Annotated in this window: 14 protein-coding genes; 5 read left to right on the top strand and 9 right to left on the bottom strand. The window is 40.1% G+C overall.

Translation table 11 applies throughout. From position 1 onward, the window contains the following. Window positions 1–104 precede the first annotated feature (104 nt). Together QMA00_RS03590 and QMA00_RS03595 are read left to right on the top strand one after the other, a co-directional pair. Window positions 105–512: a hypothetical protein gene (locus QMA00_RS03590; protein ID WP_013465705.1), complete on the top strand. Its 408-nt coding sequence runs from the start codon at window positions 105–107 to the stop codon at window positions 510–512. Between the two features lies 1 nt (window position 513). Next, window positions 514–828: a helix-turn-helix transcriptional regulator gene (locus QMA00_RS03595; protein WP_024602110.1), complete on the top strand. Its 315-nt coding sequence runs from the start codon at window positions 514–516 to the stop codon at window positions 826–828. 64 nt (window positions 829–892) lie between these two features. Here QMA00_RS03595 and QMA00_RS03600 read toward each other — a convergent pair whose 3' ends face one another. After that, the gene (locus tag QMA00_RS03600) at window positions 893–3775 is read right to left on the bottom strand and encodes a M16 family metallopeptidase (RefSeq protein ID WP_290156058.1); all 2883 of its coding nucleotides are present in this window, start codon (window positions 3773–3775) and stop codon (window positions 893–895) included. A gap of 249 nt (window positions 3776–4024) precedes the next feature. Here QMA00_RS03600 and QMA00_RS03605 point away from each other — a divergent pair, with 249 nt between their 5' ends. Further along, on the top strand, window positions 4025–4981 hold the full coding sequence (locus QMA00_RS03605) for a hypothetical protein (RefSeq protein WP_008110265.1): 957 nt from the start codon (window positions 4025–4027) through the stop codon (window positions 4979–4981). A gap of 486 nt (window positions 4982–5467) precedes the next feature. On the opposite strand, the gene QMA00_RS03610 is transcribed toward QMA00_RS03605, so the two are convergent. The 5 genes from QMA00_RS03610 to QMA00_RS03630 all read right to left on the bottom strand — a co-directional run bounded on the left by QMA00_RS03610 (window position 5468) and on the right by QMA00_RS03630 (window position 8930). Beyond that, on the bottom strand, window positions 5468–5737 hold the full coding sequence (locus QMA00_RS03610) for a Txe/YoeB family addiction module toxin (RefSeq protein WP_005464459.1): 270 nt from the start codon (window positions 5735–5737) through the stop codon (window positions 5468–5470). After that, entirely contained in the window at window positions 5730–5984 is a 255-nt protein-coding gene (locus QMA00_RS03615) for a type II toxin-antitoxin system prevent-host-death family antitoxin (RefSeq protein ID WP_005526636.1), read from the bottom strand. The genes QMA00_RS03610 and QMA00_RS03615 overlap by 8 nt, the downstream gene beginning before the upstream one ends. A 195-nt stretch (window positions 5985–6179) precedes the next feature. Continuing rightward, window positions 6180–6749 (bottom strand): hypothetical protein, encoded by a 570-nt coding sequence (locus QMA00_RS03620; protein ID WP_076920696.1) that lies wholly within the window; start codon window positions 6747–6749, stop codon window positions 6180–6182. A gap of 137 nt (window positions 6750–6886) precedes the next feature. After that, a complete protein-coding gene (locus QMA00_RS03625; RefSeq protein WP_076920699.1) occupies window positions 6887–8134 on the bottom strand; it encodes a DEAD/DEAH box helicase in 1248 nt (415 codons plus the stop codon). Window positions 8135–8225: 91 nt separating this feature from the next. Then, window positions 8226–8930, bottom strand: a complete 705-nt coding sequence (locus tag QMA00_RS03630) for a DUF3581 domain-containing protein (protein WP_016900441.1) — start codon at window positions 8928–8930, stop codon at window positions 8226–8228. 156 nt (window positions 8931–9086) lie between these two features. Between QMA00_RS03630 and QMA00_RS03635 the strand changes: the two genes are divergently transcribed. Both QMA00_RS03635 and QMA00_RS03640 read left to right on the top strand, forming a co-directional pair. Then, window positions 9087–9482, top strand: coding sequence for a hypothetical protein (locus QMA00_RS03635; protein WP_010387677.1), 396 nt, complete (start codon window positions 9087–9089; stop codon window positions 9480–9482). A gap of 87 nt (window positions 9483–9569) precedes the next feature. After that, window positions 9570–10421, top strand: a complete 852-nt coding sequence (locus QMA00_RS03640; protein ID WP_076920701.1) for a CPBP family intramembrane glutamic endopeptidase — start codon at window positions 9570–9572, stop codon at window positions 10419–10421. A 57-nt stretch (window positions 10422–10478) separates the two neighbouring features. Here QMA00_RS03640 and gltX read toward each other — a convergent pair whose 3' ends face one another. The 3 genes from gltX to proB form a co-directional block, all read right to left on the bottom strand. Beyond that, window positions 10479–11963, bottom strand: a complete 1485-nt coding sequence (gltX, locus tag QMA00_RS03645; protein WP_008111109.1) for a glutamate--tRNA ligase — start codon at window positions 11961–11963, stop codon at window positions 10479–10481. A 50-nt stretch (window positions 11964–12013) separates the two neighbouring features. Further along, window positions 12014–12373, bottom strand: coding sequence for a glutaredoxin (locus QMA00_RS03650; RefSeq protein WP_076920702.1), 360 nt, complete (start codon window positions 12371–12373; stop codon window positions 12014–12016). 106 nt (window positions 12374–12479) lie between these two features. Then, window positions 12480–13583 (bottom strand): glutamate 5-kinase, encoded by a 1104-nt coding sequence (gene proB, locus QMA00_RS03655; RefSeq protein ID WP_076920703.1) that lies wholly within the window; start codon window positions 13581–13583, stop codon window positions 12480–12482. Between the last annotated feature and the right edge of the window lie 28 nt (window positions 13584–13611).

Raw genomic sequence — 13611 nt, forward strand, 5'->3', positions numbered from 1 at the left:
ACAGCACGTGTGTCATGTGCCAAAATAGCCACTGGCGTACTGCTGACGGCGTAAAAAATAATAATAAACGCTAAATTAGCATCATCAACTCAACAAGGATAACGATGATGAAAAACGACATATTAAATACAAAAAAATTAGGCTATAAATTTTACTTTCAAGATGGCGATAACCAAATAGCCTGTTTTGGAAGCTACTTTACAGGTAAAGAAGAAGTCTATATTAACGATGACTTAGTTAGCAGCAGGCGCAGTGTTAATATAAAAAGCTCACACACATTTGATTTTGAAAATTCGCAGTACCAAGTGAAATTTGACATGCTCAATATACTCACAGGACGACTTGAGTGCACTCTATATAAAGATCAAGAAGTGCTTGCCAAGCAAGTTCAAAGTAGTCTTCCTAGCGATCCTAAAAAAGCGGCTTTTTTTATTCTAGGCTGTGCATTAGGTGGTGCAGTATTTGGCTATACCACTGCAACAGTCGTAGAGCTAATTGTAGGAAAACTTTAACATGCAATTAAACCCTACAACGGTAAAGTCGCTTAGGCACACATTCGATTGGACACAACAACAGCTTGCCGATGCCTGCGATGTAAGCTTGCGAACCATTCAACGAGTAGAAAAAGAAGGTGCAGCCTCAAAAGAAACCACCATGGCCTTATGTGCGGTATTTGAAGTACGCCAAGGTGAGCTTATTAAGCTTGATGAAAACAACCAAAATGATGCCAATAACAGCCCATCTAAAAGTTTTATTGCAGGTTTGATTATTAGCTCTGTTATTAGTTTTGCTCTTGGTGCAGCCTCAGTACTATTAATTAGTAACTAATAAAATATAAAAATGCCCCAATGCTTACAGCACAGGGGCTTTTTTTAATACTTAAAAACTTAAGTTATTGAAATACTTTATCCACCTTTACTACTTCAATATTTTTCGCTGGTATTGCCAGTTTATAATCAGCAATTACCTTATCTTCAGCCACTAACTCGGCAGGCTTATCGGTGTTATACACCATAGGCGAGGTTTGCATAGTTGCTAAACGTTTTTGCATATCTTCACCATCACCGGTAACAAACACATAGTGAATATTCTCAGTTTGTAGGTTATCTTTAATCACTCGATTTACATCGTCAACAGTCAATGTTTTCAGTTTGCTTGTGACGTAGTTTACAAAACTATCGGTGTTATAAAACTTGCTATCTAGCGCATAACCTAACTGGCGATTTTGACTAGCAACCATTTGTGGCACAAAGTTAATTAAAAAGTTACGTGTGGCTTCAAAATCAGCCTCAGTCATGCCATTTTTAATTAGCTTATCTAGTTCAAATAATGCGGTACGGGTAGCAAAATGCGCATCGTTGTTTGAGCGCAGTGGACGTAGCCACACCTGGAATATTTGCTCCGAGCGCCCTAAGTTTGCATCCGGTTTAGTTTGAAACATACCTCGAGGGAAGTATTCAATGTAGGCGTAATCACCGTAATTCATACCACGCGTTTGACGAATACGTTCGTACAAGTAACTGTTAGAACTGCGATGCTCACCAAAGTACGAGCGCACTAACCACAATGCGGTCCAGTCTTCGCTGCTACGAATGGTATCAATAGGGAACCCGAACGACACAGCCGTTGATTGCGCTGACTTTTCAACAATCGTTGCATGATGACCTTTAAGCTCTGGCGCATCAGGGATTGTTAAGCGGCTTTGTTCGCCTTTTGGAAGTGTCGCCAAGTCAGCTAACATTTGTGCTTTGAGTTTTTCAGGCACTGCACCAATTAAACCCACAGTAAGTTTAGCTTGTGTAAGTTCAGCATTATAAAACGCTTTAACATCATCAAGAGTGAGCGCTTCTAAATCTGATAAGTCACCGTAGTTATAGCTTTCATAAGGGTGACCTTTATAAAGTACGCTGTAGAGCACTTCTTTACCCAACTCTTCATCATTAGAGGCTTTTAAACCCGACTTAATGCCATCGATCATTTCTTTTTTCAGACGTTTAAAGTCATCTTCTCTAAAGCCTGGGCTTAACAGCTGCTCACTCACTAAGGCATACCACTGAGCAGCATTATCTTTATGAATACGCCCTTGGAACGACAGCATTTCTTTATCTATTTGATAACCAAAGCTACCCGCCAGCGGATACATTGCCTTTTTAATATCTTTGTAACTCATTGAGGTTGAGCCACCTTGCGCTAGCATTGCGGCAGTGAGTGCCGCTACGCCTTTTTTACCCTGCGGATCGGCAGCGGCACCGGTATTAAATAATAAGTTAATATCGATTAACGGCGAGCTATTGGTTTTATCAAGCACCTTAAAGATTGGCTTAGTCGGTGCTTGCTGATATTTTGCTACCAAGGCATTTAAATCGCTTTCTTGTTCAAAACCAGGGGCTTTATCAAGTGCCGACATAGTAATTGTGGTGCGGGCATTATCAACAAAATACTTATTGGCAACGGCTCTAATATCTTCGCTAGTGATATTGTCTGCCGATTTATACAGCTGATTAATTACCTCAGGATCGCGCTCAAAATGCATATAGCTGGCAAGTGTAGAGGCAATTGCTTGCGATGAATCTAAACCATTTATAAAGCTGTATTTAAGATTAGACTTTAAATCGCTGAGTTTTTGGCTATCAACCAACTCGGTACGCGCTTTGGCATACGTACGGTTTATAGCATCACGCACTGTGGCTAAATCATCGGCATTTTCAACTTTTACAAATACATGCAGTAACCCTGGATCTTTTGTCTCTGGGTTATAGGTAAACATTTGACTCGCGATTTGCTTTTCTACTACCAGCTCTTGGTAAATATCTGAATTGCTAGAAAAATAAAGCTGCGACAGTAAATCTAATGCGGCTCTGTCTTTTTTCTGAGGCTCCCATGCAGCCCCTTTATACGACACAAGTAACCAATGACCTGGTAACCCTTCGTTTTGTTTATGCACATATTTTGGCGCTTGCTGAGTTGGCTCTTTTGGAATATCAGCAACATAGTCGCCTTTTTGCCAGTTACCCCAGTGTTTTTTAACCATCGCCATGGTCTCTTTTGGAGCAACATCACCAACAATCACAAGCGATACATATTCAGGCTTATAAAACTTATCAAAAAATTCTTTACCGTAGGCCATTTGATCTGGCATGGCTTCAATATCTTCAAAAAAGCCCATAGTAGTGTGTTTATAGGTATGTTTATCGAACGCTTCTTGGCGTACCGCACTTAATAATTTACGAATTGGACTGGCATTATTTTTTAAGTATTCGCCTTTAACGGTAAGCGCTTCGGTTCTAAATTGTTCTTCGGTGTAGCTTAAGTTTTGAAAAATATCAGCTTCAATCTCAAGTACTTTATCAAGATGCTGTTTTGAAAAATTTAAGTGGTAGTTAGTGTAATCGTTAGTTGTGTAGGCGCGGTTATCAACTCCTGAATTTTTTAGAATATCTGAATACACATCTTGCGGAAACTTTTCAGACCCTTTAAACATCATGTGTTCAAAAAAGTGAGCAAAACCAGTTTTACCTGCTTCCACTTCATTACGCGAGCCAACAGATACAGGTATTTGTAGCGATACTACATCTGGGTAATCGGTTTTAACTACCATAACGCGCAAGCCGTTATCTAGCTCTTCTATTAGGTAATCTTGTGAAAAAACACGCTCATCTGCTTTATTAACTTGTTCTTGTTGAGCTGCTGTTTGCGTGTTTTGACTTTGCTGCATAGCACAACCTGTTAAGGCCAGCGATACCGCTAGGCTAGTTGCCAATAATTTAAACTTCATTGTTATCCCTTTTTAAATTGAGCAATTTTTAAAACATTTACCAAACTAAGTATGCCGTAAAGTAATTAAATATAAGAGCCCTAAGCCTATTAATTATGTAAACAACTGTGTCAGTTATTGCTGGTAACTTGGTTTAACTATGAAAATAATTCACGTTAGTTGAGAAACTTTCAATAAATAAATCTATCTAGACGTCTAAATGGCTGCTATATTAAATCCATCATCACAAATTAAGCTGGAATGAGGATTATGGCTTTATCACTTCAAGAAAAAATACAGGACACCAACCAAGGTGTTTACCTAATTGGCACAACACCGCCAAAAATTGGGACTGATAAAGCGCAATTAAAAGTCATTGCCGAAAAGTTATTAGGCCGTTTACACGAAATTGAATATGACGGCGTAATTATTTATGACATTCAAGATGAAAGCAGCCGTACAGAGCAAGCGCGTCCATTTGCATTTAAGCAAACAGTTGATCCGCGCGAGTACAGCCAACTCTTACGAGGCTTATCTGATCTTGATGTAATTACTTATAAAAGTGTAGCTCAGCGCGGTGTGAGTGAGTTTAAAGCGTGGTTAGATGAAACTAAAAATGACTACGATTTAAAAAACGTGGTGCTAGTGGGTAGCCCTTCATCAGCGGGTGATATAAAGCTGAGCTTACCGAATGCCTACAAAACACTGGCAGAGCAGTCTGAAGACTTCTTTTTAGGTGGCGTAACCATTGCTGAGCGCCATGCCAATAAGCGCAACGAGCACCAACGATTAATAGAAAAAACAGCACAAGGGTGCCAGTTTTTTATCTCTCAAGCCGTTTACAATGCACAAGCAACCATAGATTTAATAACCAGTTATGCGCGCACATGCAAAGCACAAGGCCTAACACCTAATCGGATTATATTGACCTTTACGCCTTGTGGTGGTGAAAAAACCTTAGAGTTTATGCAATGGCTAGGTATCTCAGTGCCAGAGGCAACTAAATGGCGCATGCTTGATTCGGAAAATACACTAAGCGAATCGGTACGTATTTGTCGTGAAAATCTCGACTCAATTTTAAAAAGCTGTGCCCACTTAGGTGTACCACTGGGTTTAAATATTGAAAGCTTAACCAATCGTAAAGAAGAAATAGACGCATCAATTAACTTATACCGTTTATTAAAAGCAACGATGGAACTCAACCTTGCGGAGAAGCTAATAGCTTAATTGCGGGGTTCGGGGTTCGGGGTTCGGGCAACAATAATAAGCGACATAGAATAAGCCAATTCAAGTGGTTAGCTTCGTTTATTTTAATAAGTCTGTCAGGTTTAAACTGTAGGACTTTATCAAAGCTGACAGTCGCATTTGTGCCATGAGCGGATAAAAAGTGAATTTGAAAGCCTGTTGGGTGGCGCCTTCGGCTTAACCAACCTACATTTTGACGTAGGTCGGATAAGTGGCGGAGCCTCGCCATCCGACAAAATAATGAATTTACCAGAAACAATCTAATTTACCACGTTAGCGATATATAACTGCTTTATACTATAAGTTAAACCACTCTATACCGACTATCGGCTGAGTGCCATGGGCGGTCATTGGTAACGCCGCATTAAGGTGTGAGCGACGCTTGGCTATACTTGAGCGAAGCGAAAACGCCAAGCGTTGCGAATCACTCTTAAATGCTTTGTTAGATGCCAGATCGCTGAACCTAATTTAGTAGTGGTAACGACACGAGATTATCGTTATTGCTTGATCATCGACTGCGTAAACAAGCCTATTAGTATCATCAATACGACGAGACCAAAAACCAGATAGATTCTCTTTTAGTGGCTCTGGTTTACCGATTCCCTCAAATGGCGAGCGCTTTACATCATTGATAAGTTTATTGATGCGCTTGAGTGTCTTCTTGTCTTGAGTTTGCCAATACAGGTAGTCATCCCAAGCGTCATCTGTCCACGACAATAAACGTTGACTACTACTCATCAATTAACTCTCGTGCTGTTGTTTTACCAGCACGGTATTGTGCTATCGAACGGTTTAAGTGTTCAGCATTTTGAGGAGAGCGTAGTAAGTGAACTGTTTCCATAAGGCTGTTGTAGTAGTCTAAAGACATAACCACAGCATCTTCAGAATCACGGCGTGTAATTACTGTTGTATCAGCATCATTAACTACACCGTCCAAAACAGCTTTCAGACCATTTCTAGCTTCAGTAAAAGATACGATTCTCATAAGAACCTCAACATGTACATTTAATGGAACAAGTATAGTCTTCACTCACATAGTTGTACAGCAAATTGAACATGCGATGTTAATAAGGCAACTAACGCCTTGCTAAGCGGAAAATAATGGTTCGCTATAATGCGCGAGGGACGAGCCGCAGCCAACTGTTATTTTTCCGTTTGAGCAACTTATTATGCTACTATTTTATATACACTTTTTATTTACAATATTTAAGAAATCATTATCCCAAACCAATTCTTGGACAGTTTTTCGTGTTGGCTTTGCCCAAAACTTATCAACTTTTTGCATTTCAAAAATACCAGCATCATAGACACCCCTGATCCTTTTAACATACTCAGCAGAGTCTTGTATTTTTAAAATGTAAGTAAGATCAACCGTCGTATCTCCATTAATGCTATCCCAACCGACAGCATGTATTTGCCCTGTCAATGTGCATTTTTCACTATTTTTACCAGCTGAAATCTCTTTGAAAGCAATTTTCACTTCAGATTGTATAATATTTTTAACCGGTTGCTGATATACAAATGCCTGATGACTTCCATCAGCATTGCACAGTAGGCAGCCAAAGCCAGATGTCATATATTGGCTTATATTTCGATGAGGTTCATATGTAAAATCACTAACAGATATGGTTGGAATATTCTTTTGAACCGTAATTGGTTTTCCTGAGTAGTTCCCAGTTAAATCATATTGAATTGGTTTAACAGAACAACCACTTAGTAATATTACTGCAACAACTAAAGCTTTTTTCATAACAGTTTTGTAAATCCTTTTTATATTGAATACACACCTAGATGTGATTTTTTAGCTAATTAATTAACGACGATATTCAGCCAATCTCAATGACCGATGTTCACTCTTAGCTGCCTATTAAATGAAGTCCTAAGCTTTTATTTGCGTCTTCTATTCGGCGCTCTTTGCCCTGTAATACGTTTTTTATCGCGATCTTTACGCGCTTTGTTAGTGTTTTTGCGGTTATCTTTAGGCGGCTTATTTAAGTCGGGCTCATAGCCTTCAAGCCATTGTGGGGCTAAACGCGTATCAAGCAGTACTTCAATTTCTTCAAGTAGCCATTGCTCATCAAGACTCACTAATGACATAGCAAGGCCTTGTTCGCCAGCTCGTCCTGTACGGCCAATACGATGTACATAATCTTCAGCTATGTATGGCAATTCAAAGTTAATTACGTATTTAAGTGCCGGTATGTCTAAACCGCGCGCAGCTACATCGGTGGCTACTAAAACACGTGTACTGCCTTCTTTGAAGTTATGAAGAGCGCGGTCGCGAGCACCTTGTGATTTATCACCATGAATAGATTCGGTTTTTAAACCATCTTTACACATTTCTTTAGCAAGCTTATCGGCCATTTGTTTTGTGCGGGTGAATATAAGTACTTGGCGCCAGTTTTTCATGCCAATCATGTGCGATACCAGTTCGCGCTTTCTGTCTTCATCTACTGCGTAAATAACTTGTTCAACCTCTACAGCAGCAGAGTTACGCTTATCAACTTCAATAAGCTCAGGGTCTTTGAGCAATTTTTTACTCAGCTCAAATACACTGTCATCAAAGGTGGCGGAAAACAGTAAGGTTTGACGATCGCCTGGGATATGACGCAGTATTCGTCTAATTTCGTCAATAAAACCCATATCAAGCATACGGTCTGCTTCATCAAATACTAAAGAGTCCACGCTTGAAAGCACCACACTGCCCTTCACTATGTGATCAAGTAAGCGCCCTGGCGTTGCCACTATTACTTGCGCTGTTTTAAGTGCTTTGATTTGTGGGCCAATGCTTGCGCCACCATAGGCAAGTGCACCTTTTATATCTGCACCTTGTGCGTATTTTTCAAAGCTTGCAAATACTTGCTGAGCAAGCTCCCTAGTGGGCGTTAAAATAACCACACGGGCAATGCCTGGTTCGTCTTTTTTAGCGGAATTTAAAAGCTTATGTAATAGCGGCAAAACAAACGCGGCAGTTTTACCAGTACCAGTTTGAGCGCTGCCCATAACGTCTTTGCCCGCTAAAATTGGCGGTATCGTTTTGTGCTGAATGGCGGTAGGCGTAGTGTAATTATTTTGCTCTATTGCCGTTAATAGTAACGGGTCTAGGGCTAGTGATGAGAACGATGTGGCAGACATAAGCTTGGCTTTAAAATAACAAAGAACGCTATTATACCTGAGCTTTAGTAATAAAAAAGGCGCTAAATAGCGCCTATATAAAATGAAGTATTTAAGCTGGTTTTAATGTGGCTTTACGTTCATTATAAAATGCAATTAAATCATCTACGGTGCTTTGACAGTATTCACGAATACCCGATACCACCATGTGTTTTTCACCAAAACCCACCTTTTCGCCGTTTTCGAGTAAATTAAAGCGCAAGGTTATTTTGCCGCGTTTACCAGCGTATTCAAAGCTTGGCTCTGCGAACTCAAGGGTCGGTGATTTAATATCAATATTATTAAGATTAATTATCATTGATTCATAAATAATCATAGGGCGCGCAGGATTTATCATTACCTCTTGCTTGCCCATTAAAGGAATAATTACATGCGGGAACGCAGCACCTGAGAACTCAACATAATTTTTTATTAAACTGTTTGTAAGTGTTGGGCATTTACTGGTTTTACCGTCGCGTTTAACCTTTAAAATTACTTTTTCGCCATGGTTTACATCAAACTCTTCTCCTGGTTGTTCTGGAAAATTTAGCTTGGTATTTTCATCAACCATACCGGCAAAGGTAAACTCCATTCGCTCACTAATGCCATAGCGGTCTAACACTAGAGAAAAAAGTAAGTCTCCTGGTGCGCAAAACTTTTTAGCGTCTTTATCATGAAGCGGGTTGTAGTCGTCGGCTACACATTTAGCAAAGCGACAACCTTGCTCACGAGAAATTGAAACATAATCAGCATGCTGCTGATAGTAAGGACTTAACATAGTGTGTTCACTGCTTAAACTGCTTATAACCTAGCTATACTACCAGAAAAAAAATCTTGAGAGGTCGAATCTGTTTAATAAAGGCGAAAAATGATAATTTGCAACTCGCTAATTTACTAAGTAAATTAGGCAAATACGAGTTTAAGGGATTAACTAATGAAGTATTTTTCTTTATTAATATGCGCGGTTTCATTTTTAACTGGCTGTAATAACGTTACTTACACAACCAATATCGACGACGAGGTTTTATCAGAACACGTTTCAAGCCACATCAAAAAACGTGGCCTAGAGCAGTTTTACAGTGTTCAGGACGCTCTCGATAGAGGTGCAAGCCCCCTTGGTGGAATAAAAGGCGAAAGCTGCGATGTATCAGATGATACGCGAACATCCTCAATTAGCTATAACCGTTTGAAATCACAAGCTATAGAATCCCTTAAAAACGATGTGCTTTATTTAGGTGGCAATGCATTTACACTAGAGCAGTGCCAATCAGTATCCCGCTACAATTGTGATTTAGCCGTTATTTGTAGCGGACAAGCCTATAATTATTAATAGCTCAAAATTATCTAATTGAGACTATAACGCTATGTAATTCGTTTTCACTCATTCCCTCTATCAAACAACAAGCTGTATTTGCCAATGACTTTTTACTTTTTAGCTGCCGCTATTTTATGTGTTTTCCCACAGTGTAAACTCACTGTATTTCGCCAACCATTATGGCAATACTTATTGCTGCTAAGTGTTATTACTGCCTATTATCAAGAATATATAAATTTAAACGCGGTTGCTGTTATAGCTGTTTATGTGGGATTGTTTCACTTTACGCTATTAGCAACCTCAGCATTAAAACGTAATGTTCTAACGTCTTTATTTATAACAGCCTCACTCGGGTTAGCCTTACATTGGTTTGCGGGTTTTAATAACCTGCCAATTGTTGTTAATGAACAAGTCACCAGTAACGCAATTGCATTTACCCTGTATGCTAATTTTGATAAAGCATTAGCGGGTTTAATGCTGGCCGCTTATTTTTTTGCAAAAAATAAAACGGCAAAGCCAGTGACTATCGGCTACCCTGCTTTAATCATAATTATCACTATTTTAGCGGCGCTTATAACTGCTTTAACGTTAAACCTTGTTGAATTTGCACCAAAAGTGCCTGAATTTTGGTTGCTATTTATAGCCATCAACCTACTTTTTACCTGCGTTGCAGAAGAGGCATTATTTAGAGGAGTGATACAAACTAAGCTTTCAAAACTAATAACCCCGAGCAGGTTTGCATTACTGGCACCGGTGATCAGTACTTGTGTATTTTCGCTAGCACACTTTTCAGCGGGTACTCATTATATGCTTGTGGCGGCCGTAGCAGGTTTTGGTTATGGCTATATTTACTATAAAACTAGCCGATTAGAATGGGCCATTTTATGTCATTGGCTCGTTAACGTGTTTCATTTTTTCTTATTTACTTACCCTATGCTGGCAACTCCATCTTAGAATTACAGGCACAAAAAAGCCGCTTAAATTAAGCGGCTTTTGAATCTGTATACGCGATTACGCACTTGGGTAATCGCGGTATGCGCGTTCTATTTTTTTAGCCTGCTTTTTAGAAATACCTAAATGGGCAAGCGCAACACGTAAACGTGCACGCGATAGGTCAGACCCTAAAATCTCCATTGCATCTAATACCGAAGTTGATGATGTTTTGCCGGTAATAGCCACAAATATAGGCTCTAAGAAGTCTTTAATTTTAAGCTCGTGGAAGGTGGCTACTTCTTTTGCAATTGCAAAAATAGCTGGCTTTTCAAAGCTACGTAAGCCTTCTAACTGCCATACAAAAAATTGTAATGCTTGGCGAATAACATCTTCGTCAGCTTTACCGGCTGTTAATAGCGCTGGGTCGTAAGTCGGGATACCGCCTACAAAGTGCCCAGCTAAATCAACCATGTCAGAGAGCGTATTTATACGCGTTTTAGCTTCTGGTAATACTTTAGCCAGCATGTCGCCATTAAATTTCCAGTCAACAAAACGCTGCATTAGCTCTGCATCAGTTAAGTTTTCGCGGATCCACATACCGTTTAACCAGCTTAACTTGTCTACGTCGAATACTGGGCCACCAAGCGATACACGCTTCATGTCAAAATGTTCAATCATTTCATTAAGGGTGAACTTTTCACGCTCATCAGGCATTGACCAACCCATACGGCCTAAGTAGTTTAGTACCGCTTCTGGTAAGTAACCCATTTCTTTGTAGTAATTAATAGACGTTGGATTTTTACGCTTAGACAGTTTTGATTTATCTGGATTACGCAATAATGGTAAGTGACCTAGTACGGGTGCTTCCCAACCAAAATCTTCATACAGTTTTAATAGCTTAGGCGCTGAGTTTATCCACTCTTCACCACGGAAAATGTGGCTAATTTGCATATGGTGATCATCCACCACGTTAGCTAAAAAGTACGTTGGAAAGCCATCCGCTTTTAATAGCACTTGCATGTCTACGTTTTCCCACGGGATCTCAATTTCGTCGCGTAGGTAATCGTTAAACTTAAAGGTACCTTCGCTTGGGATTTTCATACGAATAACGTACGGCTTACCAGCAGCTAGGTTTGCTTTAATTTCGTCTTCTGTATGGTTTAAACCACGACCATCGTATTTAGGACGCAGACCTTCGGCCATTTGCTCTTCACGCATTTGGTCCAGTTCTTCGCTGGTTGCGAAACAGTAGAATGCTTTGCCGTCTTCAACTAACTGATGAGCGTATTTTTTATATAAATCACTGCGCTCAGATTGGCGGTATGGACCAAACTCACCACCTACATCAGGACCATGATCCCACTCAAGGCCTAACCAGCGTAAGCTATCCATGATGGCTTGTTCAGATTCAGGTGTGCTGCGAACTTGATCAGTATCTTCAATACGAAGTACAAATTCACCGCCTTGCTGTTTAGCAAAACAGTAGTTAAATAAGGCAATGTAAGCGGTGCCAAGATGCGGGTCACCAGTTGGCGACGGAGCAACACGGGTACGAATTGTCATGGTAATGTCTCTTTTAATAAGTGAGATGGTATGAAATACCAATAAATATTTTAAGCGGCTACTTTGTTTAAGTAAGCAATAATATCGTTTGATTCATAAAGCCATTTAACTTGGCCATCTTGCTCAATACGTAAACAAGGTACTTTAACTTTTCCGCCTTGCTCTAATAGCTCTTGGCGGTATTGCTCATCATTTTTTGCATCGCGTGTTTCAATTTTTAAGCCTTCACGCTTAATTGAACGGCGCACTTTTACACAAAAAGGGCATGCTTTGAATTGATAGAGCTTAAATTGTGCGGTTTGCTGATCAAGCTTAGTTTGCTCTTGCGGATCACGTTTTTTGCTACGCGGCGTAAAAACAAAATTTAAAAATAAGATGATACAACCTAAAACCCAGCGAACTAATTTCATCTTCAATACTCTTTACAACAAATTTAAGGTGCAAGATTTTAACACAAAAAAGCGCAACACTATAAGCGGATTATACGTTGCGCTATATCGTTAAAAAAGTGCTTAATTACAACACCACCATATCATCTCTGTGTAGTACTTCCACGCCGCTGTCGTAATCAAGTAATTGGCTGATTTGATTAGAGTGTGCGCCTTTTATTTTATTGATTTCAAGATGGCTAAAGCGCGTTAACCCGCGTGCAATAATTTGCTGGTTTACATCAATTAAGTTAATTAAATCTCCACGTTCAAATTCACCTATTGCACGCGTAATGCCTTTAGCAAGTAAACTGGCGCCCTTAGATTGCAATGCATGCACCGCACCGGCATCAATTAAAATTTGGCCGCTACTTTTAGGCCCTGCTAATAACCATTTTTTTCGGCCATCTTTAGGGGCGGTAAGTTTTAAAAAACGGGTGCCTGGCAGTTGCTCGCTCATGCATTTTAAAATCACATTTTCATCAGCGCCTTTGGCAATAATCACCTCAACTCCAGCTCTTCTTGCAATATCGGCTGCCTGTAGTTTGGTTGCCATACCCCCTGTGCCTAGGTTTGTACCACTGCCACCCGCAAGTTGGCGTAACTCATCATTAATATGAGTAACTTCGTCAATCAAGGTGGCGTTAATGTCAGTGCGCGGATCGCTGGTAAATAACCCTTGTTGGTCGGTCAGTAGCAGTAATTTATCGGCATTGGCCAAAATAGCAACTAATGCCGATAAGTTATCGTTGTCACCTACTTTTATTTCACTGGTAGCAACCGCGTCGTTTTCATTGATGATCGGCACAACATCATAATTTAATAAGGCATTGAGAGTATCGCGGGCATTTAAATAACGCTCTCTGTCGTCAACATCGGCGCGCGTTAGTAGCATTTGCCCCACGTTAACACCATACAACGCAAATAAGCTTTGCCAAATATGAATGAGCTGCCCCTGTCCAATGGCGGCCAACATTTGTTTGTCTATTAATGTGCGCCCACAGGGTTTTAATAACTGTTCGCGACCTGCGGCAACCGCACCACTAGAAACTAAAATAACCTGGTGACCTTGCTTTTTTAGCTCACAGCATTGGCGAACCAGTTCCACCATGTGTGCTTTGTCTAACTTATCGGTACCGCCAGTGAGTACGCTTGTACCTAGCTTTACAACTACGACCTGATCCCTTTGCATGTTTTTTACTTAGCGCAATAAATGATGA

Origin of the sequence: Pseudoalteromonas sp. APC 3694 (assembly GCF_030407565.1) — a bacterium.
Lineage (GTDB): Bacteria > Pseudomonadota > Gammaproteobacteria > Enterobacterales > Alteromonadaceae > Pseudoalteromonas > Pseudoalteromonas tetraodonis.

What these genes read in the sequence shown, in the direction of transcription:
- QMA00_RS03590 (WP_013465705.1), top strand. Translation starts at nt 105, where the DNA reads ATGATGAAAAACGACATATTAAATACAAAAAAATTAGGCTATAAATTT.
- QMA00_RS03595 (WP_024602110.1), top strand. Translation starts at nt 514, where the DNA reads ATGCAATTAAACCCTACAACGGTAAAGTCGCTTAGGCACACATTCGAT.
- QMA00_RS03600 (WP_290156058.1), bottom strand. Translation starts at nt 3,775, where the DNA reads ATGAAGTTTAAATTATTGGCAACTAGCCTAGCGGTATCGCTGGCCTTA.
- QMA00_RS03605 (WP_008110265.1), top strand. Translation starts at nt 4,025, where the DNA reads ATGGCTTTATCACTTCAAGAAAAAATACAGGACACCAACCAAGGTGTT.
- QMA00_RS03610 (WP_005464459.1), bottom strand. Translation starts at nt 5,737, where the DNA reads ATGAGTAGTAGTCAACGTTTATTGTCGTGGACAGATGACGCTTGGGAT.
- QMA00_RS03615 (WP_005526636.1), bottom strand. Translation starts at nt 5,984, where the DNA reads ATGAGAATCGTATCTTTTACTGAAGCTAGAAATGGTCTGAAAGCTGTT.
- QMA00_RS03620 (WP_076920696.1), bottom strand. Translation starts at nt 6,749, where the DNA reads ATGAAAAAAGCTTTAGTTGTTGCAGTAATATTACTAAGTGGTTGTTCT.
- QMA00_RS03625 (WP_076920699.1), bottom strand. Translation starts at nt 8,134, where the DNA reads ATGTCTGCCACATCGTTCTCATCACTAGCCCTAGACCCGTTACTATTA.
- QMA00_RS03630 (WP_016900441.1), bottom strand. Translation starts at nt 8,930, where the DNA reads ATGTTAAGTCCTTACTATCAGCAGCATGCTGATTATGTTTCAATTTCT.
- QMA00_RS03635 (WP_010387677.1), top strand. Translation starts at nt 9,087, where the DNA reads ATGAAGTATTTTTCTTTATTAATATGCGCGGTTTCATTTTTAACTGGC.
- QMA00_RS03640 (WP_076920701.1), top strand. Translation starts at nt 9,570, where the DNA reads ATGACTTTTTACTTTTTAGCTGCCGCTATTTTATGTGTTTTCCCACAG.
- gltX (WP_008111109.1), bottom strand. Translation starts at nt 11,963, where the DNA reads ATGACAATTCGTACCCGTGTTGCTCCGTCGCCAACTGGTGACCCGCAT.
- QMA00_RS03650 (WP_076920702.1), bottom strand. Translation starts at nt 12,373, where the DNA reads ATGAAATTAGTTCGCTGGGTTTTAGGTTGTATCATCTTATTTTTAAAT.
- proB (WP_076920703.1), bottom strand. Translation starts at nt 13,583, where the DNA reads ATGCAAAGGGATCAGGTCGTAGTTGTAAAGCTAGGTACAAGCGTACTC.